Annotated in this window: 21 protein-coding genes and 1 tRNA gene; 6 read left to right on the plus strand and 16 right to left on the minus strand. The window is 72.0% G+C overall.

Features of this window, described 5'->3' with window-relative positions; all coding sequences use genetic code 11:
- Positions 1–44: 44 nt before the first annotated feature.
- Positions 45–2,312 (plus strand): ATP-binding cassette domain-containing protein, encoded by a 2,268-nt coding sequence (locus ACFY0I_RS13165; protein WP_388893865.1) that lies wholly within the window; start codon positions 45–47, stop codon positions 2,310–2,312.
- A gap of 144 nt (positions 2,313–2,456) precedes the next feature.
- On the plus strand, positions 2,457–3,200 hold the full coding sequence (locus tag ACFY0I_RS13170; RefSeq protein WP_388893867.1) for a TetR/AcrR family transcriptional regulator: 744 nt from the start codon (positions 2,457–2,459) through the stop codon (positions 3,198–3,200).
- Here the strand turns inward: ACFY0I_RS13170 and ACFY0I_RS13175 are convergent.
- The 5 genes from ACFY0I_RS13175 to ACFY0I_RS13195 all read right to left on the minus strand — a co-directional run bounded on the left by ACFY0I_RS13175 (position 3,187) and on the right by ACFY0I_RS13195 (position 8,776).
- The gene (locus tag ACFY0I_RS13175; protein WP_388893869.1) at positions 3,187–4,269 is read right to left on the minus strand and encodes an enoyl-CoA hydratase/isomerase family protein; all 1,083 of its coding nucleotides are present in this window, start codon (positions 4,267–4,269) and stop codon (positions 3,187–3,189) included. The genes ACFY0I_RS13170 and ACFY0I_RS13175 overlap by 14 nt on opposite strands.
- Positions 4,270–4,633: 364 nt before the next feature.
- On the minus strand, positions 4,634–5,098 hold the full coding sequence (locus tag ACFY0I_RS13180; RefSeq protein WP_388893871.1) for an ATP-binding protein: 465 nt from the start codon (positions 5,096–5,098) through the stop codon (positions 4,634–4,636).
- 77 nt (positions 5,099–5,175) lie between these two features.
- On the minus strand, positions 5,176–5,538 hold the full coding sequence (locus tag ACFY0I_RS13185) for an STAS domain-containing protein (RefSeq protein WP_388893873.1): 363 nt from the start codon (positions 5,536–5,538) through the stop codon (positions 5,176–5,178).
- Between the two features lie 667 nt (positions 5,539–6,205).
- Positions 6,206–7,402, minus strand: coding sequence for an MAB_1171c family putative transporter (locus ACFY0I_RS13190; protein WP_388893875.1), 1,197 nt, complete (start codon positions 7,400–7,402; stop codon positions 6,206–6,208).
- Between the two features lie 216 nt (positions 7,403–7,618).
- Entirely contained in the window at positions 7,619–8,776 is a 1,158-nt protein-coding gene (locus tag ACFY0I_RS13195; RefSeq protein ID WP_388893877.1) for an agmatine/peptidylarginine deiminase, read from the minus strand.
- Positions 8,777–8,932: 156 nt separating this feature from the next.
- On the opposite strand from ACFY0I_RS13195, the gene ACFY0I_RS13200 reads away from it, so the two are divergent.
- On the plus strand, positions 8,933–9,568 hold the full coding sequence (locus ACFY0I_RS13200; protein WP_388893879.1) for a TetR/AcrR family transcriptional regulator: 636 nt from the start codon (positions 8,933–8,935) through the stop codon (positions 9,566–9,568).
- Positions 9,569–9,610: 42 nt separating this feature from the next.
- Here the strand turns inward: ACFY0I_RS13200 and ACFY0I_RS13205 are convergent, their stop codons facing one another.
- The 9 genes from ACFY0I_RS13205 to ACFY0I_RS13245 all read right to left on the minus strand — a co-directional run bounded on the left by ACFY0I_RS13205 (position 9,611) and on the right by ACFY0I_RS13245 (position 20,155).
- Complete coding sequence (locus ACFY0I_RS13205; RefSeq protein ID WP_388893881.1) at positions 9,611–10,414, minus strand: ABC transporter ATP-binding protein; 804 nt, start codon at positions 10,412–10,414, stop codon at positions 9,611–9,613.
- Complete coding sequence (locus ACFY0I_RS13210; protein WP_388893883.1) at positions 10,404–11,411, minus strand: ABC transporter ATP-binding protein; 1,008 nt, start codon at positions 11,409–11,411, stop codon at positions 10,404–10,406. Before ACFY0I_RS13210 ends, ACFY0I_RS13205 begins: the two co-directional genes overlap by 11 nt.
- Positions 11,408–12,262, minus strand: coding sequence for an ABC transporter permease (locus tag ACFY0I_RS13215; protein ID WP_388893885.1), 855 nt, complete (start codon positions 12,260–12,262; stop codon positions 11,408–11,410). The genes ACFY0I_RS13210 and ACFY0I_RS13215 overlap by 4 nt, the downstream gene beginning before the upstream one ends.
- The gene (locus ACFY0I_RS13220) at positions 12,259–13,215 is read right to left on the minus strand and encodes an ABC transporter permease (RefSeq protein ID WP_388893887.1); all 957 of its coding nucleotides are present in this window, start codon (positions 13,213–13,215) and stop codon (positions 12,259–12,261) included. Before ACFY0I_RS13220 ends, ACFY0I_RS13215 begins: the two co-directional genes overlap by 4 nt.
- A complete protein-coding gene (locus tag ACFY0I_RS13225; protein ID WP_388893889.1) occupies positions 13,212–14,879 on the minus strand; it encodes an ABC transporter substrate-binding protein in 1,668 nt (555 codons plus the stop codon). The genes ACFY0I_RS13220 and ACFY0I_RS13225 overlap by 4 nt, the downstream gene beginning before the upstream one ends.
- An 86-nt stretch (positions 14,880–14,965) precedes the next feature.
- Positions 14,966–15,979: an agmatine/peptidylarginine deiminase gene (locus ACFY0I_RS13230; RefSeq protein ID WP_388893891.1), complete on the minus strand. Its 1,014-nt coding sequence runs from the start codon at positions 15,977–15,979 to the stop codon at positions 14,966–14,968.
- 488 nt (positions 15,980–16,467) lie between these two features.
- On the minus strand, positions 16,468–17,049 hold the full coding sequence (locus ACFY0I_RS13235) for a TetR/AcrR family transcriptional regulator (protein WP_388893897.1): 582 nt from the start codon (positions 17,047–17,049) through the stop codon (positions 16,468–16,470).
- 125 nt (positions 17,050–17,174) lie between these two features.
- A complete protein-coding gene (locus ACFY0I_RS13240; RefSeq protein WP_388893901.1) occupies positions 17,175–18,347 on the minus strand; it encodes an agmatine deiminase family protein in 1,173 nt (390 codons plus the stop codon).
- 125 nt (positions 18,348–18,472) lie between these two features.
- A complete protein-coding gene (locus tag ACFY0I_RS13245) occupies positions 18,473–20,155 on the minus strand; it encodes a protein kinase (RefSeq protein WP_388893903.1) in 1,683 nt (560 codons plus the stop codon).
- 114 nt (positions 20,156–20,269) lie between these two features.
- On the opposite strand from ACFY0I_RS13245, the gene ACFY0I_RS13250 reads away from it, so the two are divergent.
- The 3 genes from ACFY0I_RS13250 to ACFY0I_RS13260 all read left to right on the plus strand — a co-directional run bounded on the left by ACFY0I_RS13250 (position 20,270) and on the right by ACFY0I_RS13260 (position 23,265).
- Positions 20,270–20,884, plus strand: coding sequence for a TetR/AcrR family transcriptional regulator (locus ACFY0I_RS13250; RefSeq protein WP_388893905.1), 615 nt, complete (start codon positions 20,270–20,272; stop codon positions 20,882–20,884).
- A gap of 179 nt (positions 20,885–21,063) precedes the next feature.
- A complete protein-coding gene (locus ACFY0I_RS13255; protein ID WP_388893906.1) occupies positions 21,064–22,233 on the plus strand; it encodes an agmatine deiminase family protein in 1,170 nt (389 codons plus the stop codon).
- Between the two features lie 126 nt (positions 22,234–22,359).
- Positions 22,360–23,265: a DUF4436 domain-containing protein gene (locus tag ACFY0I_RS13260; protein WP_388893907.1), complete on the plus strand. Its 906-nt coding sequence runs from the start codon at positions 22,360–22,362 to the stop codon at positions 23,263–23,265.
- 1 nt (position 23,266) lies between these two features.
- On the opposite strand, the gene ACFY0I_RS13265 is transcribed toward ACFY0I_RS13260, so the two are convergent.
- On the minus strand, positions 23,267–24,700 hold the full coding sequence (locus tag ACFY0I_RS13265) for a phosphatase PAP2 family protein (protein WP_388893909.1): 1,434 nt from the start codon (positions 24,698–24,700) through the stop codon (positions 23,267–23,269).
- Positions 24,701–24,877: 177 nt separating this feature from the next.
- A tRNA-Pro gene (locus ACFY0I_RS13270) sits at positions 24,878–24,951 on the minus strand.
- Between the last annotated feature and the right edge of the window lie 84 nt (positions 24,952–25,035).

Consider the following 25,035-nt stretch of genomic DNA (forward strand, 5'->3'; position numbering starts at 1 on the left):
ATAGAGTAACTCGGAAACGACATCGACACCCAGGGGGAACACGCGTGAATCCGGCCCGCCCCGCAGACGGCCACCAGGACATCCAGGTCCGCGGAGCCCGCGAGAACAACCTCGCGGACATCTCCCTGGACATCCCCAAGCGCAGACTGACCGTCTTCACCGGCGTGTCCGGCTCGGGCAAGTCCTCGCTCGTGTTCGGCACCATCGCCGCCGAGTCGCAGCGCATGATCAACGAGACGTACACCGCCTTCCTCCAGTCGTTCATGGCGAGCCCGAGCCGCCCCGACGTGGACGCGCTGCACAACCTGAGCGCGGCCATCGTCGTCGACCAGGAGCGGATGGGAACCGGATCGCGCTCGACGGTGGGCACCGCCACGGACGCCTCCACGATGCTGCGGATCATCTTCTCCCGGCTCGGCGTGCCGCACGTCGGCACCTCCTCCGCCTTCAGCTTCAACACCCCGGACGGCATGTGCCCCCGCTGCGAGGGGATGGGCCAGGTGTCCGACGTCGACGTCGACCAGCTCGTCGACCGTGAACTGTCCCTCAACGAGGGCGCGATCACGGTCCCCGGTTTCGCGGTCGACTCCTGGTACTGGCAGATCATGGCCAACTCCGGCTTCTACTCCCCCGACACCAAGCTCAAGGACTTCACCGAGCAGGAGTGGGCGGACTTCCTGCACAAGCCCGCGCTGAAGGTGAAGGTCGGATCGAACAACTTCACCTACGAGGGGCTGATCACGAAGATCGGCCGGACCGTCCTCGGCAAGGACCGCGAGTCGATGCAGTCCCACATCCGGGCGTTCGTGGACCGGGCCGTGGTCTTCGCCGACTGTCCGGACTGCGGCGGCACCCGGCTGGCGGCGGCCGCGCTGTCCTCGCGCATCGACGGGCTGAACATCGCGGAGTGCTCGGCGATGCAGATCAGCGACCTCGCCACGGTCATCGCCCGGATCGACGACCCGGGCGTGGCGCCGATGTTGACGGGCCTGCGCGAGCTGCTGCACTCCCTCATCGAGATCGGCCTGGGCTACCTGAGCCTGGACCGGCCGTCCGGCACCCTGTCGGGCGGCGAGGCGCAGCGGGTGAAGATGGTGCGCCACCTCGGATCCTCCCTGACGGACATCACGTACGTCTTCGACGAGCCGAGCACCGGCCTGCACCCGCACGACATCCAGCGGATGAACGACCTGCTGGTGCGGCTGCGCGACAAGGGCAACACGGTGCTGGTCGTCGAGCACAAACCGGAGGTCATCGCGATCGCCGACCACGTCGTGGACCTCGGTCCGGGCGCGGGCACCGGGGGCGGACGGCTCTGCTACACCGGCGACGTGGCGGGGCTGCGCACCTCCGACACCCTCACCGGCCGCCACCTGGGCCACCGGGCGCGGCTGCGCGAGACGGTGCGCACGCCGCGCGGGCACCTGTCGGTGAAGGACGCGAACCTGCACAACCTGAAGGACGTCAGCGTGGACGTTCCCCTCGGGGTGCTGGCCGTCGTGACGGGTGTGGCGGGCTCCGGGAAGAGTTCGCTGATCCACGGCTACCTGGCTGGGCGGGAGGGCGTGGTGGTGGCCGACCAGTCGCCGATCCGCGGTTCGCGGCGCTCCAACCCGGCCACGTACACCGGTCTCCTCAACCCGGTCCGGACCGCCTTCGCCAAGGCCAACGGGGTCAAGGCCGCCCTGTTCAGCGCCAATTCGGAGGGCGCCTGCCCGAAGTGCAACGGCTTGGGGATGGTCTACACGGACCTGGCGATGATGGCGACGGTGGCCTCGGTCTGCGAGGAGTGCGAGGGGCGGCGGTTCACGCCGGAGGTGCTCACCTACCGGCTGAACGGGAAGAACATCAGCGAGGTCCTCGACATGCCGGTGGCGGAGGCGTACGAGTTCTTCACCACCGGTCAGGCGCGCGCCATCCTGGGCCGGCTGGCGGACGTGGGGCTGGGCTACGTACGGCTCGGGCAACCGCTGAGCACGCTGTCGGGCGGCGAGCGGCAACGGCTCAAGCTGGCCATCAGCATGGCGGAGAAGTCCTCGACGTACATCCTGGACGAGCCGACGACCGGCCTGCACCTCGCTGACGTGGACAAGCTGCTCGCCCTGCTGGACCGGCTCGTCGACGACGGGAACTCGGTGATCGTGATCGAGCACCATCAGGCGGTGATGGCCCACGCCGACTGGCTGATCGACATCGGTCCCGGTGGTGGCCACGACGGGGGCCGGGCGGTCTTCGAGGGCACCCCGGCCCAACTGGTGTCCGAGGGCGACACCCTGACGGCCCGCCATTTGCGGGAGTACGTCGGAGCGTGAGCGGGGCGCGGGCGGGTCACCGGCCCGGTTTCCGGCCGGCGGCCCGTCGACGCGCTCCGGACGCGCGTGCGGGCGCCCACGAGCGCGGCCGGCCCGCCCGTACGCATCCTGCGTACACCGTGCGCATGCCGTTAGGGTGGGGGCATGTCCTCACCCGATCAGCAGAGCCCCGACCCCGCCGTACCGTCCGTCTGGACCAGGCCCCGCCGCCGGAAGGAACAGCCGGCGCTCAGCCAGGAACAGATCGTCGCGGCGGCCGTGCGACTGCTCGACGCCGAAGGCATCGAGGCGCTGAGCATGCGCAAGCTCGGGACGGAGATGGGCACGGCGGCCACCTCGCTCTACCGGCACGTCGCCAACAAGGACGAGCTGATCGAACTCGTCGTGGACGAGGTCTACGGCGAATTGGAACTTCCGGTGGCCGGCGGCCCCGAGGGCTGGCGCACCGCCCTGTCCCGCAGCGGCCACAGCCTGCGCGCGATGATCCTGCGCCACCCGTGGGTGGCCTCGGTCCTCGGCCAGGTCGGCCTGGCCCACCTCGGCCCGAACCTGATGCGCATGTCGGAGCGGATGCTGGAGCTGACCCTGGGCGCCGGGTTCCCGCCCGGTGAGGCGGACCTCGCGATCAAGGCGGTCATCTCGTACGTCAGCGGCGCCACGACCAGCGAGGCCTCCTACCTCTCGCTGCTCGCCCGCAGCGGACGGAGCGAAGCGGAGTGGCTGCGCTCCCTGGCACCGGCGGACCGGAGCACGCTCGCCGAACACCCCCTGACGCAGGGCCACACCGCGATCCCGCACGAGGACCCGGCGCGCGTGCGCGAGGAGAACTTCGACTACGGACTCCAGCGGGTCCTGGACGGCCTGGCGACCCGGATCACGCGGGACTGACGTCGCCCCGCGGAGACTCCTGAGGGAAGACCGGCCCGGCGGCGGCGTCGGTCGGGGCGAAGAACCGCTCCACCTGCGCCTGTCGGACCTGGACCAGGGCGGGCGGCGACCAACGCGGCGTCCGGTCCTTGTCGATGACCTGGGCGCGGATGCCCTCCACCAGGTCGGGGGTGGTCAGCGCGGCGCCGGAGACCCGGTACTCCTGCTCCAACACCGCTTCCAGGGAGGCGAGTTCACGGGCGCGGCGGAGCGCGGCCAGGGTCACCTTGAGGGCGGTGGGCGACTTGGTCCGCAGCACTTCGGAGGCCTCGCGGGCCGCCGCCAAGCCGCTGCCGAGCAGCCGGGAGTGGATCTCCTCTACGGTGTCGGCGGCGTAGCAGCGGTCGATCCACTCCCGCTCGGCGGCGAGTTCGCCGCCGGGTACGGTGCCCCGCGCGTACGGGGCAAGGATCTCCCGCGCGGGGGATCCGGCGAGGCCGTGGGTGAGCTCCTCCAAGTGGGCGGAGGGGACGTAGTGGTCGGCGAGCCCGCACAGCAGGGCGTCCGCGGCGCCCACCGCGACCCCGGTGAGCGCGAGATGGGTGCCGAGCTCTCCCGGAGCCCTCGACAGGAGGTAGGTGCCGCCGACGTCGGGGACGAAGCCGATGCCGGTCTCGGGCATCGCGACGCGGGAGCGTTCGGTGACGATCCGTACGCTGCCGTGGGCGGAGATCCCGACGCCGCCACCCATCACGATGCCGTCCATGTAGGCCACGTACGGTTTGGGATAGCGGGCGATGCGCGCGTTCAACCGGTACTCGTCGCGCCAGAAGTCCAGCGAGGCCGTGCCCCCGGTGGACGCGTCGGCGTGGATGGCGCGGATGTCACCGCCCGCGCACAGGCCCCGTTCGCCGGCACCGCGGACCAGGACCTGCCGCACGAGGGGATCGTGCTCCCAGGCCCCGAGGGCCTCGGTGACCGCCAGCACCATGGAGTGGGTGAGGGCGTTCAGGGCGGCGGGGCGGTTGAGGGTGATCACCCCCGTACAGCCTCGGACCTCGGTCAGAACGGTGTCTTTTTCGGCATTCACACCGGTCAGTATGGAGCTTCTGTACCGGTGCGCAAGATCGTTCTTTTGTCCCCGGTGTCCCCCGCGGGCATGTTCGCCGGGCCCGATCGGGAATTCCGGCCGGCGCCCGTCGGAGCGGTACCGGGCCGACATCGCGGCGGACCCGCCGCGGGCCACGGGGCGATGCCGAACCGCTCGCGTCGCGCACCCGCTGATGACGGACGTCCGGGAGGCCGCCGACCCCGCCCGCCGCCACCCTCCCGCGCGCGCCCGCGGCGGCCGTCTGGTTCGCCCGGATCCGGCCGGACATGCCGAGCGACACCCGCTCGCGCGGCACGGATCCGTTCCACCCGCACTCCACCGGCATACGAGAAATCGCGCCCGGTCAGGCCCCGGAGGCCCGGGCCGGCGCGCCGAGGCCCCCCGGGGGGCAGGGCACCTCCAGCCAGACGCATTTGCCGGACGCGCCGGGCCGCGAGCCCCAGGAGCGGGCCAGCCGGTCCACGATCAGCAACCCGTGCCCGCCGGGCCGGCCCGGATCGGCCGAGGCGGTGGGCGCCGCCACGGGCGGGTGCGGATTCGCGTCCGTCACTTCTATCCGCAGCCGCTCGTCCGTGCAGTCCAGTACGAGGGCCCCGGGGCCCCCGCCGTGCAGACAGGCGTTGGCCACCACCTCCGACACCAGGAGCAGTACGTCCTCGGCGGCGTCGCGCACGGCCTGTCGTTCGGTCGGCAGCCAGTGCCAGGCGGTCAGCGCCCTGCGGGCGAAGTCACGGCTGCGGGACACCGGGTCGGGAAGACCGTCGAGGACCAGGAGCCAGTTCCGATCCCTCGGCGCTCGCTGCTCCATGGCCCTACGATCCCTTCTGCCGTTCCGTCCTCGTCCACTCGGGCCGGCCCGCGGCCGCGCGCCGCCCGGTCGCGCCGTCACCCCGAGGACTGCTCCAGCGCCCGCGCCACATCGGTGTGGACCGGGAAGACCCCGTCCGCGCCGGTGATGCGGAACATCCGGGCGACCGGTCCGGTGAGGCCGGCCAGTTCCAGGGTGCCGCCCGCCTCCTGCACCGTGATGCGGCTGTGCAGCAACGCGTTCAATCCGGTGGAGTCACAGAACTCCAGCCCCGCCATGTCGACGAGCAGCCGCCCGCCGCCCGCGGCGGCTTCCTCCAGCGCGTCCCGCAGGGGCGCCGCCGTATCGTGGTCCAGCTCCCCGGCGAGTGTGAGGAGGACCGCACCGTCGACCGGCCTTACCGCGACGGTGAAGCGCCCGTTGTCCGTTCCCAGCACCATCCGGCATCACCCTTTTTCGTCCTGCTCGTGCTGCGCATGCCCGCGTCATCGCGGGATATGCGCGTTTTCCGGCCACCCGCGGCGTCCCGGCCCGCCGGTCACACGCCACCGGACAGCTCCGCCACGCCCGCGACGGTACCGCCCCAGCCCAGGTGTACGGCACATCCACCGCGGGAGCCCGCACCGCGCCGCTCCCCCGTTCGGGGTCGGACGGCTCCGTGACCGGCGGAAGGCCCCGCACCTGCCGGTATCGGTCCATGAGGTCGGTGACGGCACGGAGGTCGGCCCCGCCCGTGCCGGCCGCCCGGATCACCACGGCCCGGACCCCGAACCGCCGGAGCGCGCGGGCGGGAGAGGGCCACCAGGAAAGTCGGGCCGAAATAGCCATTGGCTATGCGGGAGGGCCACGATAATAGCGGTCAGTTGACAAACAGCCTGGATTCGGCCACCGTGGGGACCCGCCGATAGCTGTCGGCTCACCGGATGCACGGGGGTCATCCGGTCGGTTGCCGGTCGCGCAGGGGGTCGACCAACCCTCGGGGGGCGCGGTCGGAGGGTCGGGACGGGAGCCACCCGCCCCACCCGACGGACATCGGGGTCCGGGGGGAAACGGGGGACGGGAGTTACCCGCCCGGTTTGACGGGGGATGCAAACCGGGCGGGAGTTCTCAACTCGCCTTGCGGAGCCTACTGTAGGCGGCCGCGACTTTCGTGAGCCAGGCGACTTCCGCACGGAAGTTGTCCGTGTCACGGTCCTCGAAGTCGCCCGCGTCCTTGTTGTCGCGGGGGATGGTGCCGGCCCGTTTGGCGCGCAGGGCCTGCCTGATCTGCGCCGCTTCGGTGAAGGCCTGTCGGGACTCCGTGCCGGCGTCCGCACCGACCTCCTCACCGGTCTCCTCGCCGGCCTTCGACCCGGCCGGAACAGCGGCGCCGCCGCCCGTCGTGCGCTCGATGTACGGGCGCAGGTCGCGCCACCCGTCCCGTATCTCCACCACCCGCCGGTGGAGCCGGTAGTCGAGGTCGCGGACCGAGGTGCCCGGCGGTTCCAGGGCGATGTCCGGGAAGGACTCGTACAGGTCCCGCCAGAGCGGGTACAGCGCGCGGTACGCCCGGTAGGTGCGGGTCCAGTCGAGGAACCTGCCCGCCGACGGCGTCCAGAGGGACGTGGTCAGGCTGAGGGAGAGGGCGACGATGCCGAACACGTCGAGGACGGAGGCGAGGGCCTCCCGCCACGGCCCGATCTGCACCCCGGCCGCGATGCTGAGGACGTTGGCGATCCGCACCAGGGCGTACACGAGCAGGACGACCGCGCCGAGGAACATCATCCGCAGCCCCTGCCGCAGCGGCGCGTTGTCGGTCATCCGGGCGTAGGGGCCGCACCTTCGGACGATCGTGACGCAGGGCACGGCCTGCGAGGTGATGAAGGCCAGCAGGTACGTGAGCAGCAGCGGGTCCCCGCTGCCGTCGAACTCCGTCCCGCACCGGGCGGGTCCGTCGGCCAGGAAGAAGAGGGCGGTCAGGAGCACGTCGAGGAGGAGCCCGGTGGCCACCCAGAACCGGGTCTTGCGGGCCGCCTCCTCACCTTCGGCCGCCCAGCACAGGAAGATGACCTGCGCGCTGACGCAGAAGGCGACCGCCGCCAGGTGCATGACGAGGATCGCGAGGTTGTCCACGCCCAGGAAGCTCTCGCTGCGCATGGCGACGGCGCCCATGGTGAAGGTGAGGCATTGGAAGAACAGGGTCGTGATCAGCGTCCGGTAGGACCCGTCACGCCAACTGCGCCGCCCCTGTCCGAGCCGGTAGGCGAGTGCGGCGTACGACGAGAGCGCCGCGATGACGAAGCACAGGGTCCTGATGGTGTTCACGGTGATGCTTTCCTACCGGTGCCGCGGGTGCCGCGAACGGTTCAGCCGGCCTGTCCGGCCGGGGGCCGACGCGCCGCGTTCATGCGGAACCGTACCCGCCGACCTTTTCGGGCCCCGCACCGGGCGGCCCGTGCGGACGTCGCGGTCCGCACGGGTCGCCCGGGCCGGCGCGGGCCTCCCCGCCCACGCCGTCCCGCCCCTGGAGGTGGCTTCGCGTTACGCGACGGGCTGTTGCTGGGTGACGCAGTGGATCCCGCCGCCGCCGGCGCCGAGCCGGTCGATGTTGAGCTGCTCGATGGTGCGGCCCGGGTAGAGACGGGCCAGCGCGGTCTTCGCCGCGGTGTCGGGGCGGGTGTCGCCGAAGTGGGCGCTGATGATGGCGCCGTTGCAGACGTAGTAGTTGGCGTAGGAGGCGAGGAAGTCCGGGTTGGTGGAGCGGATCTTGTTGTAGTCGGGGCCCTGGAGCTGGTCGACGACCATGCGCGCGCCACCCGCGGTGGTGGCCGCGGACAGCACCTGGTACTGCTTGCGCGCGTCCTTGGCGTAGACGTCGTTGTCCGAGGCCAGGGGCATCTGGACGAGGGCACGGCCCGGGGCGAGGAAGCGCGAGGTCGCGTCCACGTGGTCGTCGGTGATGTCCTGGCCGACGACGCCGTCGAACCAGATGACCTTGGAGGCGCCGTAGGCGGCCAGCATCGCGGCCTCGATCTGCGCCTGCGACTTGTTGGGGTTGCGGTTCCTGTTGATGAGGCTGCTGCGGGTGGCCATCAGGGTGCCCGCGCCGTCCTGCTCGATCGCGCCGCCCTCGCCCACCAGCGCGGCGGAGGTGAACGGGACGCCGACGTAGGAGGCGATCCGCCCGGCGACCAGGTTGTCCCGGGCGTGGGCCTGCTTCTTGCCCCAGCCGTTGAAGTTCAGGCCGACGGCGTCCAGGGCCCCGGATCCGTCGGTGCGGAAGACGGGACCGGTGTCGCGCATCCAGCAGTCGTCGACGGGGATGGTGCTGACGACGGTGACGGTGGACCCGCACATCGAGCGGGCCTTGGCCGCGCTGCCCGAGTTGGCGCAGAGGAACACCGGCTCGTACTTGGCGATGGTGCGGGCGATGAGCGCGATGTCCGACTGCACGCCGCCGAGCTGGTTCCCCCAGATGGAGGTGCTGTCCGGCCAGGCCATCCAGGTGCGGGTGTGGCGGACGTCCTCGATCGGTACGCGGAACGCGCCGGCCGCCGCCGGGGCGGGCAGGGACGCGGCGCGGGCCCGTCCCTCCGTCGCCGCGATCGCGGCCGCCGCGGCGGTGAGTCCCGCCGCCGCCAGGAACCGTCGTCTGCCCATGCCACCGTCTGCGGGCCGGTTCACCACGTGATCGTTCATGGGGTTCCCTTCGATGCTCCAATGCCCCGCCGGAACAACGGGGTTGGCCGGAAAGCTAAAACTGACCAAGCGCTCGGTCAATAGTTTGGACGGGGTCGTTCCGTCGGATCGCGAGAAACCGCAGGTGACACGCCGGCGTCTGACTAAAGTGACGCCATGGCAGCTTCCGCGAAGGATTCCGGGGACGCCCCCGTCCCCCCTGCCCGGGCCGGCCGGCCACGGGCCTCGGCGAAGGGCGAGCAGACCCGGTCACGGCTGATCGCCGCCGCCCGGACCCTCCTCGCGGGCGAGCAGGCGGAACGCTTCACGACCCGCAACGTCGCGGCGCTGTGCGGCGTTTCGCACGGGATGTGCCACTACCACTTCCAGGACCGGACCGACCTGGTCCTGGCGGTCATCGCGGACATCCGCCCCGAGTGGATCGCGCCGCTGGAGACGGCGGTGTCCGCCCCCGGCTCCTTCGCCGAGCGCGCCGACCGGGTGATCGGCCTGCTCGGACGGCCCGAGGGCGCCGAGCTCTCCCACCTCCACGCCGCCCTGCACTGGCAGGCGTTGAACGACGCCCGGGTGCGGGAGAGCCTGGAAGCGGAGTACCGCCGCTGGCACGCCTGCTTCGTCGCCCTCTTCCAGGTCCTGGCCGACGAGCGCGGCGGTGGCCTCGACCCCCGCCCGCTCGGACTGGCGGTGGCCGCGGCCGTCGACGGGCTGGCGGCCATGGACTCCCTGGGCACCGGCGCCGGTACGGAGCCCGTGCTGCGGACCCTGGTCCACACGCTCGCCGCCGGGGCCTGAGCCGGTCGCGCGGGATCCGCGCCGGGCGGCGCTCCTCCCCCGCTACAACGCCCGGCGGGCGGCGGCGATGGCCTCCGGATCCCAGCCCGGGCGAGGTACCGACTCCAACAGCAGCCGCGTGTAGGCGTGCTGCGGCGCGGCGAGCACCCCGGCCGTGGCGCCCGCCTCGACGATCCGGCCGTGCCGCATGACGACGATCTCGTCGGTGACGCACCGGACGACGCCCAGGTCGTGGGTGATGAAGAGGTACGCGATGCCGGTCTGTTCCCGGATGTCGGCGAGCAGGTTGAGGATCTGGGCCTGTACGGAGACGTCGAGCGCGGCCACCGCCTCGTCCAGGACCAGGACGGACGGCTCGACGGCCAGCGCCCGGGCGATGGCGACGCGCTGGCGCTGCCCCCCGGAGAGCCGGCGCGGCAGGGCGTCGGCGGCCCGGCCGCCGAGGCCGACCTGGTCGAGCAGTTCCCGTACGCGGGCGGTGTGGTCCCGGCCGGGGAAGTGCAGGCGCAGGGTCTCGCGCAGGGCCGCTTCGACGCTGGTGCGCGGATCGAGGGAGAGGTACGGGTCCTGGAAGACCATCTGGACCTCGCGGGCACGGGCCAACCGGCGGGCCCGGCCGCGGCCCGCGCCGCGCCCGGTCCGGTCCCGGCCGCCGACCAGGACCTCTCCCTCGTCGGCCCGTTCCAGACCGACGATGATCCGGGCGGTGGTGGTCTTGCCGGAGCCGGACTCCCCCACGATTCCGAGCGAACCGCCCTCGGGAAGGACGAAGGACACGTCGTCGACGGCGCGGACGGCCCCGTAGGAACGGTGCAGGCCCACGACCTCCAGTGCGTTATCGGGCATCGACGGCACTCCCTTCGAGCCGGTCGCTGTGATGGCAGGCGGCCAGGTGGCCCGGCCGGGCCGGGGCGGCCACCGGCAGCGGGACCTGTCGGTCGCAGACCTCGGTGGCGAGCGGGCAACGGGCCGCGAAGGCGCAGCCGTGCAGTTCCTGACGCAGGTCCGGCGGCTGCCCCTCGATGGCGGCCAGCCGGCCGCGAGGGCCGTCCATGCGCGGGGTGGAGGCGAGCAGGGCGGCCGTGTAGGGGTGGCGGGGGTGCGCGAACAGGGCCTCGGCGGGCCCGCTCTCGGCGATCCGGCCGGCGTACATGACGTAGACGCGGTCGCTGATGGCCGCCGCCAGGTCGAGGTCGTGGGTGACGAACAACAGGCCGGTGCCGAAACGGGCGCGCAGTCCGGCGAGCAGGGCGATGACCTCGGCCTGGGAGGTGACGTCGAGCGCCGTGGTGGGCTCGTCGGCCAGCAGGAGCGCGGGGTCCCCCATGAGGGCCGCCGCGATGACGACGCGCTGGAGCATGCCGCCGGACACCTGCCCGGGATACTTGCGCAGCACGGATTCGTCCAGGCCCACGGCCCGCAGGAGTTCGCCGGCCCGTGCGGTCGCCTCGACCGGGGTCATCGCCTTGGTGAGGGTGACGCTCTCGGTGAGGAAGTCCCCGATGCGGCGCAGCGGGTTGACGGAGGCGCGGGGGTCCTGGAAGACCATGGCCACCGTGCCGGCGCGGACGGTGCGCAGCTGGTCGGCGTTCATGGTCAGGACGTCCTCACCGGCGACCTTGACGCTGCCCTCGGTGACGGCGCCGGGCGGCAACAGCCGCAGGGCGCTGCGCGAGGTGATGCTCTTGCCGGATCCGGACTCGCCGACGAGGGCGACGGTCTCACCGGCGGCGACGGTCAGGTCGATGCCGTCGAGGACGGGCCGGGCGGTACCGGGCAGGGTGATCCGCAAGCCCTCGATGTCGAGGGTGGGTACCGGTTGCGTGGGGTTCGGTGGTCTCATCGGTCTCTCCTGGCGACACGGTCGGCCCAGCGTTCCCCGACCACGTTGAAGGCGACCACGGTCAGCACGATGAACACGCAGGGCAGGATCGCGGACAGCGGGTAGCCGTGCTGGATCGCGGTCTGGCCGTCGAAGACCATGCGGCCCCAGTCGGGGGTGAGGGCGGGTACCCCGAGTCCGAGGAAGGACAGCCCGGCGAGGTCCATCAGGGCGTAGCCGAAGTTGATGGTGGACTGGGCGAGGACGACGGGGGCGATGTTGGGCAGGATGTGGCGCAGGCAGATCTGCGCCGCCGAATGCCCCTGGACCTGGTAGGCGCTGACGTACGGGCGGGCCCGTTCGGCGAGGACCAGGGCGCGGGTGAGGCGGCTGACGTAGGGCAGGTAGGCCACGGAGAGGGCGATGACCGGGGCGATCAGCCCTTCGCCGTACACCGAGATGATCAGGATGGCGAGCAGCATGCCGGGGAAGGCGAACACGAGCTCGGTGCTGCGGGACAGGACGGAGTCGAGCCAGCCGCCGCGCCAGGCCGCCGTCATGCCGACGGCGATGCCGGCGACGGTGGAGAAGACGACGACGCCGAGCGGTCCGAGCAGCGAGGTGCGGGCGCCGAGCAGCAGCCGGGAGAGGGTGTCCCGGCCGGCCGCGTCCACGCCGAGGGGATGCGCGGCGGAGGGCGCGGCGAGGGCGTTGCCGAGATCGACGGCGTTGGGGTCGTGCGGTACGAGCCAGGGTGCGAACAGGGCGGCGATGACGACGAGGGCGACGAGGGCCAGGCAGACCAGGTGGAGCGGGGATCCGGCCGCCCGGATCCGGGAGAGGCCGGGCCGGCGGGTGAGGACGGCGCTCATGCGGTGCTCCTCGTTCCGAGGGTCACCCGGGGGTCGACCAGGGGCAGCAAAAGGTCCACGATCAGGTTCACGATCATGAAGAGGGCGACGATGATCAGGGAGATCGCCTGGACGGTCGGGAAGTCCTTGGTGGTGGTGGACAGTTCGAGGAGCTGGCCGATGCCGCCGATGCTGAAGGCGGTCTCGACGAGGATCGTGCAGACCAGCAGGGTGGAGACGATGAGGCCGCCGGTCGTCAGGACGGTGCCGAGCGAGTTGCGAAAGACGTGCCGCCTGATGACCTGGCGTTCGGGGACGCCGCGGCTGCGGGCGACGGTGACGTGGTCACTGTCGAGGGCTTCGAGCATGGCGGAGCGGGTCACTCGGGCGAGCATGCCGATCAGGTAGAGCGCGAGGGCGACGGAGGGGAGGGTCAGGTGCCAGACCTTGTCCGCGAACCCGTCCCCGGCACCGCTGCTGGGGAACCAGCCGAGGTTGACGGCGAACAGTCCTTGGAGGAGGACGGCGGCGACGAAGGACGGGGTGCCGACGGCGAACGTCGTGGTGACGAGGATGGCGGAGTCGGTGGCACCGCCGCGCACGGCGGCGATCCGGCCGAGCAGGAGGCCGACGGCGACGACCACGGCGAGCGACATCACGATGAGCATCAACGTGGTGGGCAGGCGGTCGGCCAGCAGGCGGGAGACGTCGGTGCGGTAGGTGATGGACCGGCCGAAGTCGCCCTGGACCACGTCGCCCAGCCACCGGAGGTAGCGGACGAGGAACGGGTCGTTCAGGTGGTACTGGGCGTTGATCGAGGCGAGGGCCTCCGGGGAGGCCGAGCGGCCGGCGAGCAGGAAGCTCGCCGGGCTGCCGGGCGCCAGGTACATGGCGCCGAAGACCACGAAGGACGCGGCCAGCAGGGTGGCGGCCATCTCCGCCACCCGTCGTACGGCGAATCTGACGAAACTCACTGAGCGGCCCCCACGTCCGCGGCCCACGGGTAGTACATGTACGAGATGGTGGTGGGGGCGCCGGTGATCCGCTTGTTCATGAAGAGGGCGGTGGGCCACTCGGCGACGGGGATCCACAGCAGCCGCCCGGAGGCGTGGTTCTGCAGCTTCGCCTCGATGTCCATGCGCTGTTCCGTCGGGTAGACGGCGGCGGCCTCGTCGACGAGCCGGTCGTACTCCGGGTCGCTGTGGCCGGCGAAGTTCAGGTAGGCGCCGGTCTTGAAGTTCGTCAGCAGGTCGAGCGGGTCGGTGATCGAGTCGTAGTAGGTGAGCGGGAACATGTCGATGCCCTCGCGCGCCTGCGGGTCGGTGAACAGCGCGGTGAAGGCGTTCGGGGCGATCGTCTTCAGCTGGATGTCCAGGCCGATCTGCGTTCCCGCCGCCTGCACGGCGGTGGCGAGGAGGGAGACGTCCTGGCCGATGGAACTGGTGGCGACGGTCAGGGTCTTGCCCGAGGCGCCGGCCTCCTTGATCAGGGCCTTGGCCTTCTCGATGTCCTGCCCCGTGGGCGGCAGACCGTCGAAGGCGGTCTTCAGGGTCCGCTCGGGGGCCGCGGCCCAGGCGGCTCGGGTGGTCAGGGAGTTGGTGACGGTACCGGCCCCGCCCAGTCCCGCCTTGACGAACCCGGCGCGGTCCAGGGCCAGGGACAGGGCCTGGCGGACCCGTAGGTCGCCGAGCGGGCCCTGCATGTTGGTGATGTTGACGTTGACGGTGCTGAGGCCCTCGCCGAAGTAGAGGGTGCCCGCGCCGCTCCCGCGCAGCCGGGCGTAGCTCTCGGTGGGGATCAGGTATCCGCCGTCGGCCTCGCCGCTGAGCAGGGCGTTCGTCCGCGCCGAGGGGTCCGTCAGGATGCGGAAGACGGCCTTCTTCGACTTGGCCTTCGTACCCCAGTAGCCGTCGAACCGCTCCAGCTCGATCGACTGGCCCTTGTTCCAGGTGCCGAGCTTGAAGGGGCCGCTGCAGCCGAGGCCGCCGGTGGTGCCGTAGTCCTTGCCCGCTGCCTCGACGGCCGCCTTGGAGGCGACGACTCCGGCGGCGGTCGCCATGTACTGGGGGAACTGCGAGTCCGGCTTCTTCAGTTTGACGGTGACCTGGAGCGGGCCGCTCTTGGTGATCGACGTGACGTTCTGGAACACCTGCGCCCAGGCGGCGGCGTTGTCGGGGTCCGTCTGCCGGCCGAGGCTGAAGACCACGTCGTCGGCGGTCATCTCCTTGCCGTCGTGGAAGCGCACGCCGGGGCGCAGGTCGTAGACCCAGGTGGTGGGGTCCGGGTTGGAGGCTTGCCGGGCGAGACCGGGCTCGGTGGTGAGGCCCGGGGTCCAGCGCATGAGGCTCTCGCACACGTTGGACAGCACGGTGTTCTGCGGGTAGTCGAAGGCCACCGTGTAGTCGAGGGTGGGCGGCTCCGCGTAGACGGCCCAGGTGAAGGAGTCGATCTCGCCACGGGCCTCGGGGGTGGTGGCCGCCAGCTTGACGTCGGTGACGCCGCCGCCGGACCCGTCCTTCGGCGGCCCGGAGCAGGCCGCGAGGAGGGCGCACGAGGTCAGGACGGCGGTCGCCATCGCGGCCCGGCAGGCGAGCCGGGTGCGCAGGGCTCTGCGGGTGCGGGGTGGGGAGGTGGTCATCGTCGCGCTCTCTGTTCCGTGAGGGATGCGGTGGAGGAGCGGGCGGTCCGCCGGGGCGGACCGCCGGGAGCGGCCGGTTTCCCGGGTCAGACGGCGGTGGGCACGGCGGGCACCTGCTGGGTGATGCAGTGGACCCCGCCGCCACCGAAGGCGATGGCCAGCGCCCGCACCCCGACGACCTTGCGGCCCGGGTAGGCCGCCGCGATCACCGCGAGGGCCTCCTCGTCCTGGGGCACACCGGCCACCGGGACCACGACGCCGCCGTTGGCGACGTAGTAGTTGAGGTAGGACACCTCGATCTCGCCGTCGGCCAGGTCGGCGAAGGCCGTCTGCGGGACCTCGATGATCTCCAGGCGCCGGCCCTGGGCGTCGGTGGTCGCCTCCAGGACGGCCCGGTTGGCGCGCATCCGGGCGTGGTCGGGGTGGGCCGGGTCGTCGGGCAGGGAGATGACGACCGTGCCCGGGGCGGCGAAGGCGCAGACACCGTCCACGTGCCCGTCGGTCTCGGTGTCGAGGAAGCCGCCGTACGGGAGCCACACCACCTTGGTGACCCCGAGGCGGGACTTCAGCTCGGCCTCGATCTCGTCGCGGGTCATGCCCGGGTTGCGGTTGGGGTGCAGGAGACACTGCTCGGTGGTGATCAGGGTGCCCTCGCCGTCGACGGTGATCGCCCCGCCTTCGAGGATCATGTCGGAGGCGATGCGGTCGACCCCGAGGTGCTCCAACAGCAGGGCGCTGACCCGGTCGTCGGCGTCGTACGGGTGGTGCTTGCCGCCCCAGGCGTTGAAGCGGAAGTCCACGCCGGCCCGGTTGCCGTCACCGTCCAGCACGAAGAGGGGCGCGGAGTCCCGGAACCAGGAGTCGTCGAGCGGCAGCTCGATGACGGTGACGCCGTCGCCGCACAGCGCGCGGGCGTCGTCGCCGAAGCCGGGCGGGGCGACCATCGTGACGGGCTCGAAGGCGGCGATGGCGCGGGCGACCTGGGCGTACTCCTCCTTCACGTCGGCGAGCACACTGCCCCACAGCTCCACGCGAGTGGGCCAGGCCATCAGGCAGCCCTCGTGGGCGGACCACTCTGCGGGCATACGGTAATCAGTCATCAGGTGTCTCATTTCTTGCGTGGGGTGGAGTCTTCCACTCGACTGAAAATTCAGTCAAGAGCGAAGTCGTTATGTGGAGCCGGATCGGACGGGGCGCCTGGGCGGACGGGCGAGGGTGGCCCGGGCGTCGCCGTCCGTTCGGATGGGTCGCGCGCGGGGCCGACGGCGGGGGCCGGTGGCACGGCGGGTGCGTTCGGAAGGGACGTCGATCCGGGTGCGCGAGTCGGGCGAGGTCGTGGACGTGTGGGGTGACATGTCCGATCGACGGCCCGACGGTGCGGGAGGCCGGCGCTCCGCCCTGCTCTCGGAGCTTCACTCTGGCATTGACTGAAAATTCAGTCAAGAGGGTGAACACCGCTGGTCGCCGAGGGAAACGGGCGAGTTCGTCCGGGTGACGGCGCCCCGGAAGGCGCGGGTGGGACGGCGCGGGGAAGCAGCGGCGAGAAGGGACGGGGCCGGGGCCGCGCCGGGCCCCGGTCGGGCGGGCGTCAGCCCCGCGCGAGCCCCGCGAGCTCGGCTTCGACGGCGCCCCGCATCAGGTCGCGGGCATGGCCGATTCGGATGCCGCCGCTCAGCCAGCGCATGCTCAGGCCCTCCAGGAGGGCCGTGAGCCGCTCCGCGGCGGCGGCCAGCGTGGAGGCGGGCGCCATCGGCCGGACCTGACCCAGCAGCGCCGCCACCTCCTGGACCCAGACCAGGGTGGCCCGGGCGAGGTCCTCGCGCAGTACCTCGTCGAAGACCGCGCTCGCGCGCAGCTCGCCCCAGGCCGAGCTGTTCTCCCGGACGTCGACGGTGTCCTGGAGTTCCAGCAGGAGGGTCTCCTCCAGCTCCTCGCGCGGGGTCAGCGGCGGGTCGTCCGGGTCCCGGTCGGTGGTGTAGCGCTCGGCGCGGTCGTTGATGAACTCCAGCGTCTGCCGCAGGACGCCCGTACGGTCCTTGAAGTGGTAGTAGATCAGGGCGGTGGACACGCCGGCCTCGGCCGCGAGTTCCTCCACGCGCAGCCCACGCACGCCGCGCCGGGCGATCACCCGGGCGGCGGCTTCGAGGATCTGAGTACTACGAGACGCCATGGTCCGCACCCTACCCGGGTGATCCGGTGCGCCGGTACGCAGCCCGTCACCAGGAGTACCGGCGGCGGCGGGAACGGGCTGCGCGGGGGCCGCCCCGGTCGGTGGGCCCGGCCGGGGCGGCCGGTTCATCGGGTGGCCGGGGGCACGGCCGGGTGCGACTGGGTGGCGCAATGGATGCCGCCGCCGCCCGAGGCGATGCCGTCGATGGCGAGCTGCTCGACGCGGTGGCCTGGGTAGGCGGCCTGGAGGATGGCGTAGGCGACGCCGTCGGCGTATCCGTCGCCGAACCGGGGCGCGATCACGGCGCCGTTCACCGTGTAGTAGTTGGTGTAGCTGGAGAGGAACTCGGCGCCGCGACCGCTGATCTCCCGCCGGTCCGGTCCGGGCAGCTCGGTGATGGCCAGGGACCGCCCCTGAGCGTCGGTGGCGCCCCGCAGGACGCGCTTGGTCTCCTCGTAGACGGCCACCCACTTCTTGTCCGCGCCGGGACCGGGCTTGTCGAGGATGACCTTGCCCGGGGAGACGAACCGGGCCAGACAGTCGATGTGGCAGTCGGTGATGTCCTGCCCGGCGAGGCCGGGCACCCAGATGACCTTGTCGATGCCGAGCGCCGACTTCATGGCCTGCTCGACCTGGCCCTGGCTCATGCCCGGGTTCCGGTTGGCGTTCACCATCGAGCTGACCGTGACCAGCAGCGTGCCCTCGCCGTCGGTCTCCAACGAACCGCCCTCGCCGACGAAGCCGGCCCGGATCCGGTTCACCTCGTACTCGGCGAGGAGCGTGCGGGCGGCCGCCGCGTCGTTCACGAAGGGCTGGGCGTACGAGGTGCCGGTCTTGCCCCACCCGTTGAAGTTGGTGTCCACGCCGGCGACCGCTCCGGGGGCGACGACGAACGTGGGGCCGAAGTCACGGATCCAGAGGTCGTCGTTGGGGATGTCGATGACCTGGATGCCGTAGTAGGCGCCCAATCCGCACTGGTGGCGCGCCTCGGCGACCTGACCGGGGCGGGCCAGCACGACGACCGGCTCGTAGCGCGATATCACGTGCGCCACCTCGGCGATGTCCCGGCGCACCGCTGCGAGCTTGCCGTCCCACACCGAGGCGAGTGCCGGCCAGGCCATGTACGTACGGACGTGCCGGTCCGTCTCGGCGGGCATGCGGAGCGTGCCGGCGCCGTACGGCGCGGCCGAGGCGGCCTGCGTCAGGGGCGGGAGGGCGGCGCCGAGGGCGGCCAGCGGCACGGCCGCCGCGCCGTACCGGAGCACTTGGCGGCGGGAGGTGCGGGGGGTGGTATCCATGGTGACTCCCTGATGAGGAGGGGCGGGATGCACGGCATCCTTCCCCTAACTGAAAATTCAGTCAACCTTCCCGGCGTGTCCACCGCACCCGCCGACCCGATTCCGCTTCGACGATCGGCCGACGCTCAGCTGCGCCGGAAGTGGTCGGCCACGATGGTGACGGGCCCATCCGCGACCGCTTCGACGAGCCGCACGATCACGATTTCCCGCTGGTCAGGGCTTCGCACGCAGAACGGGCGCTCCTTGGCGAGCGCTTTGAACGGCAGGGTCGTCACCGGCCGCGTCTCGATCCCGCGCGCGCAGTCCTCCGGGGTGAGTGATCCGTTTCCGTCCGGGACGAAGGCATCCGACTCCTCGGACAGCAGGAACGCGTCGGTTCCGCGCGCCAGGTACCAGGGGGCCGTCTCGGCGGGAACCACCTTCCCGGCCCGCAGGTCGAACTCGTAACCGGAGTCCGGCGCGGTGAGCCGGGCCCGCGCGTAGCCGGGCGCGTACGGGGCCCCCGTCGGCCGGGGCGGATCCGTGCCGGGGTTCGCGCCGGAGGGGCCGGGGCTCGTCGTGGACGCGCCGGGGTCGGTGACGGAGCCCGTGACGGCGGGGCCCGGGCCGGAACCGGCCGCCGGATCCTCGGGGAAGCCGTACCAGTACGCGGCGCCCCCGCAGGCCAGCACGGCCACGACGGCGGCGCCGACCACCGGCGATCGCCGCCGCCGCCGCTCACCCCGGTCCGCGGCGCGGGCGGCGGCGCGGGCCGGCTCCGGTTCCGCTGGACCGGCCGGGTACGGGCCACCGGGGGTGTGCACGACGGCGCCGGGAGCGGAGTACGCCGTCGCCGCCACGGTGGGCCGGAAGTGGTCCGGGCCGCCGGACGGTCCCGTCGGGGGCGGCGTCCCGGCGTCCGCGGGGCCGCCGACCTCGGCGAGGACCGGCCTGGGCAGCCAGCCGTCCGTGAAACCGGGCCGGGACCCCACCAGGGGGTGCCCGTGGACGGCGGCGATCAGCTCACCCGTCGTGGGGCGGTCCTCGGGGCGTTTGGCGAGGCACCACGACAGCAGGTCGTGGAGCTCGGAGGGGACCGGGGCGAGGTCCGGGTGCTCGTGGACGACTCGGTACAGGGCTCCGGACTCCGGCCCGTTCCCGAAGGGCGGGGCCCCTGACGCCACGAACCCGGCGAGCGCCCCGAGGGCGAAGACGTCGGTCGCGGCGGTCACCGGCCGACCCAGCGCCTGCTCCGGGGCCATGAACGCGGCGGTGCCGATGCGCAGGCCGGTGCCCGTCAGGGCGGCGGCGTCGGCGGCCCTCGCGATACCGAAGTCGATCACCCGCGGCCCGTCACCGGCGATCAACACGTTCGCCGGCTTGAGGTCGCGGTGCACCACGCCCGCCCGGTGGATCGCCTGGAGCGCCTCGGCGATCCCCGCGACGAGCAGCAGGACCGTACGGACCGGCAGCGGGCCGTGCCGTCGCACGACCTGGTGCAGGGTGGGGCCGGGCACGTAGGCCGTGGCGAGCCACGGCGTCAGGTCGTCCTCCCCGGAGTCGACCACCTGCGCCGTGAAGAGGCCGTGGATCCGGCGGGCGCTGGCCACCTCCTGGGCGAAGCGCTCGCGGAACTCGGGGTCCGCCGCGAACTCCCTGCGGACCGCCTTCAGCGCGATGGGCCGGCCTCCCGGCGTGTACGCCAGGTAGACCACCCCCATGCCACCGGCTCCGAGCCGGGCGTGGAGGCGGTAGCCGCCGATCTCGTGGGGGTCGTCGGCGGACAGGGCCGTGTGGGCGGGCTGTACGCCGGGAGGCTGAGCGAACATGCGGTGGCTCTTTCAACGATGCGGCAATGACCTGGGGCGCATCGTGCCGCTAACTAAACTTTCAGTCAATGTGTGACAATGCGAGACGCACATCGCCAGGAGGAGGATCACCCAGTGTCGGATCGCAGACGGGCCATCCTGGAGGCCGCCGCCCGGGTCATCGCGCGGCGCGGGGTCCGCGGGCTCCGCGTGGGCGAGCTCGCGGCCGAGGCCGGCGTGTCGACCGCCTTGATCTACTACCACTTCAAGGACCGGACCGGCATCCTGCGGCACGCCCTGGCCTTCATCGGGGACCGCGCCGACCGCTACACCGGAACCGGTTCCGCCACCCGCGGGGGTGCGGCGGAACCGGCTGCCGAGGACCCGGGCGGACTCCTGGAGCGCACCCTGTTGCTCGAATTCCAGGACCTTCCCGAGGTACGCGAGAACAGCACCGCCTGGGGAGAGCTGCGGGCCCACGCGATCTTCGACCCCGAGCTGCGCGAGGAACTGGCCGCGGCGGGTACCGCCTGGGTGGAGGAGGTCGCCGGACTGCTCGGCGCCCTGCACCCCGCGGCGCCCGCCGATGCCGTCACCGCCGCCGCCGAGCGCCTGACCGCTCTCCTGGAGGGTCTGAGCGGCCGCTGGCTGAGCGGACTACTGCCCGCCGGGCACGCCCGTGACCTCATGCGCGGCGCGATCGGAGTCGAAATCGGCCTGCTCGGTTCCCCGATTTCGCAAATTGACTGAATTTCCAGTCAGTGTCAGAGTGGACGAACCGGCCGCACCACATTCCGTGCGTACAGGCCGTTCTTGGTGCAAAGCGTGCACCCTTGTCGTAGGGCCCGGCGTGCCGGCCCCAGCCGCGCCTCCCGTGCCCGTCCTGGCCGAACGTTCTTGCTCAGCCAGCACACGATCGGAGTCCCCCCGTGTCGTTCACTCCCCCCACCCGCCGGAGCGTCCTCCAGACCCTCGCCGGTCTGGGCGCCGCCGTTTTCGGAGCGGCGGCCTGCGGTCCCGCCGAATCCGGGGCGCAGTCCGGCGCCACCGGCTCCGCCCGGCCCTCCGGGTCGCCCGGCCACGCCGCGAAGCGGCGGCTCGGCGCCGAGTGGGAGAGCCACACCCGCACCTTCATGTCCTGGCCCGCCCTCACCTCGGTCTGGGAGCGGGACCTGCCCTACGTACGGGAGGACATCGCGCGGATCGCGCGGGCCGTCGGCGAGTTCGAGGCGGTGGTCATGATGGCCCGGCCCGACCAGGTCGACGCGGCCCAGCGCGCCTGCGGCTCGCAGGTCGAGGTCATCCCGTTGGCCGTCGACGACCTGTGGGCCCGCGACACCGTCCCCGTGTTCGTCGAGGAGGGCGGCAAGGTCATCGGCGTCGACTTCAACTTCAACGGCTGGGGCAACAAGCAGGAACACAAGAACGACGGTCAGGTCGGCCGTCTCCTGCTCCAGAAGTACGGCATCCCCCGGGTGCAGGCCCCGCTCGTCGCCGAGGGCGGCTCCTTCGAGCCCGACGGCGAGGGCACCCTGCTGATCACCGAGAGCTCGATCGTCAACGACAACCGCAACCGGGGCAAGTCCCGGGACACGATCGAGGCCGAGCTCAAGCAGACCCTGGGCGTGGAGAAGGTCATCTGGCTGGCCGGGGTGCGCGGCGAGGACATCACCGACGCGCACGTCGACAGCCTCGTACGGTTCACCGCGCCCGGTGTGGTGCTGCTGGACCGCGCGCACCCGAGCACGCCGGCGGACTCCTGGTCCCGCTCGGCCGACCAGGCGAAGTCCGTCCTGTCGAAGGCGACGGACGCCCGGGGCCGCCGCTTCGAGGTCGTCGACCTGCCGCAGCCCGACCTGAACCGGATCACGGGCGAGGGTGACGACTTCGTCTCCACCTACGCCAACTTCTACGTCGCCAACGACTCGGTCTTCATGCCCCAGTTCGGGGACCGCAAGGCGGACGACCGGGCCCGCGGCATCCTGCGGGAGCACTTCCCCAAGCGGGAGGTCGTCCCGGTGAAGATCGACACCATCGCCTCGGGCGGCGGCGGGATCCACTGTTCGACCCACGACCAGCCGGGCAAGCCCGCCGCCTGATCGGACCGCGCACCGCGCAACCGGCCTGACCGGCCCTCGCATCCCGCACGGCCCCGGCCCCCGGCCCGCAGCCGTCGGCCGGGCCCCACGAGCCCGCACCCCGCACCCCCGGACCCCGGAGCCACCGTGACCGAGTCCCCTCGTCCGTCACCGTCCGCGCGTCGCCTCAAGCTGCTGCCCGCCCTGGTCGTGATGGCCATCGTGGCGGCGGTCGCCGTGGGGGCGTGGCTCCAGTTCGGGGAGCGGCAGGCGCTGGACACCGTCCACACGGCGGGCCGCGACGATCCGGACCGCGTCGACATCAGCGCCACCATCCAACGCGTCGACGCCGCCGGCCGGGAAATGGTGCTGCGGGTGCTGGTCACGCCCCGGGGGGCCCTGGCAGAGGCGGGCGGGATCTCCCCCGCCGAGGACCTCACGGTCCAGACCTCGGCGGCCACCCGGGGCGACCTGGCGTTCAAGGCGCACCAGCGGATCGCGACCACGGACGTGCCGGTCGCCCTGACGGGCGGCTCGATCACGGACTATCCGTTCGACGCCTACGAGGCGGCCGTCGAGTTCGGGGCGACCGCCGGCGGGGAGAAGGTGCCGGTCCGCGTCACGCTCTCCAACAACGACGTCCTCTTCTCGGCGGCGGTCGACGCCTCGACCGCGCAGGACGTCGCCGTCCTCGACATCGGCTTGGCCCGGTCCAACAGCGTGCTCGTCTTCGCGGTGTTCATGATGATCGCGATGTGGGCGCTGGCCGTCTCGGTGTTGATCGGCGGCTGGTACCTGGTCACCCGCCGCAAGGGCCTGACCTGGCCCGCGCTGGGCTGGATGGCGGCCACCCTGTTCGCCCTGGCGGCCTTCCGCAACACCGCCCCCGGCGCCCCGCCGATCGGCTGCCTGCTGGACTACATCGCCTTCCTGTGGGCGGAGACGGTCATCGCGTTCTGCCTCATCACGGTGGTCATCGCGGGCATCCGCGCCGAGCCGCCCGTACCCACGGCGGCGGACGCACCCGCCGCCGGCGACTCCCCCGCGCCCTGAGTCAGCCGACGAGCTCGGGCTGCTGCTCGCGCCGCTGCTCGGGCAGGTGTACGGGGGCGACGGCCACGGCCGCCTCCCGGTCCCACCGCCGGGTGGTCCGTACGTAGGCGAGGATCACCGAAGCGGTCGCCAGCACCAGCAGCGGCCCGAACAGCCACGGGGTCTCGGCCATCCGCACCGGCAGGTAGCGGTACGACGTCAGCATCGCGACGAACACCACGGTCCCGTGGACGACCACCAGGCTCGCCGACCGGTCCCAACCACGGGCCTGGGCGCGCAGCGCCGCCTCGATCGTGAGGGTGAACACGATGCCGGAGATGATGTCGGCGCCGTAGTGGTAGCCGAAGCCGAGCGTGGCTCCGAGGGTGGCGATCAGCCAGAAGGTGCCCAGGTAGCGCAGGGCGCGCGGGCCCTTGCGGGAATGGATGAAGATCGCGGTGGCCCACGCCGTGTGCAGACTGGGCATGCAGTTGCGCGGGGTGAACTCGTCGAACGGCATGGGGACGGGCGTGCCGAACGACGGCGCCGTGTGGGGCCACAGATCGGCCAACGCCCACCGCCCGCCCTCGGCGCCGTAGGCGAAGATCGGGCCGACGACCGGGAAGATCATGTAGATGCCGGGCCCGAGCAGGCCGATGACCAGGAACGTGCGCACCAGGTGATGGCCGGGGAAGCGGCGCTCGGCCGCGACGTGGCGCAGCTGGTACAGCGCGACGAGGACCGCGCCCACCGCGAGCTGGATGTAGACCCATTCGAGGACGTTGGCGCCGATCGCTCCGGTCGCCTCGACGATCCGGCCCACCACCCACGAGGGGTTGCCCAGCGCGTGGTCGGCGGTCGCGACGTACTGGTCGAGCACCATCGGCTGGGTCTTGGAGGTGATCAACAGCCAGGTGTAGCCGGTCTTGCGGCCGGTCACGAGCAGCAGGGCCAGTCCGACGCCCTGCAAGAGCAGGCGGCGTTCACGACCGGTTCGGCGCGTGAGGGCGATGACGCCGCAGGCGAGCGTCACCCACAACGCGCCGCTGCCGAACATCATGGGGGCGCCGACGAGCCACCGCACGAGCCAGAACACGAGGTCGATGCCGATCGCGGCTCCGACGGCGATGAACCGCTGCCGCCAGGTCAGCACCACCAGCATCAGGGTCATGGCCGCGTACAGCACGGTCCCCGACTGCGGGGCGAAGATCACCTCGCGCCACTGGACGGTGATCGGCCCGGGCTTGCCGTACCCCCGGGCGGCCATCTCCAGCGCGATGAGGAAACCGAGGCCCACCACACCGACGCCGGACCACAGCAGGACCTGCGGCCGACGCCACGCGGCGGAGTCGGTGCCGCCTTCTGTTCGCGCGAGAAGTCGCGACACCTTAGATATCAATTTCCAGCCGCTTTGTCCGATGTCAGCATGCCCGCCACCTACCGTTGGCTCGAACATGTTAACGGAGCGACCGCGCCGCATCGGTCACGGGTGCGACGCACCCAGGGGATGGCCCGAACCGGCCGGGCCGCCGGCCGGTCTCCGCCACCCGCACGGGCCACTGCTGGAGCCGTAACGCACGAAAGGTCGTTCTCTCGTATTGAGAGAACGACCTCCGACGTGCTTCATGCACTGTCGGGACGACAGGATTTGAACCTGCGACCCCTTGACCCCCAGTCAAGTGCGCTACCAAGCTGCGCCACGTCCCGTTGCTTCCGCTGATCCTTCCAGCTTCCACTGTGCCTTCCACCTGGGGTTTTCCCCCGTGCGGCGGGCACATGCAGAACATTACC

The organism is Streptomyces sp. NPDC001568 (genome assembly GCF_042893755.1).
Classification (GTDB): domain Bacteria; phylum Actinomycetota; class Actinomycetes; order Streptomycetales; family Streptomycetaceae; genus Streptomyces.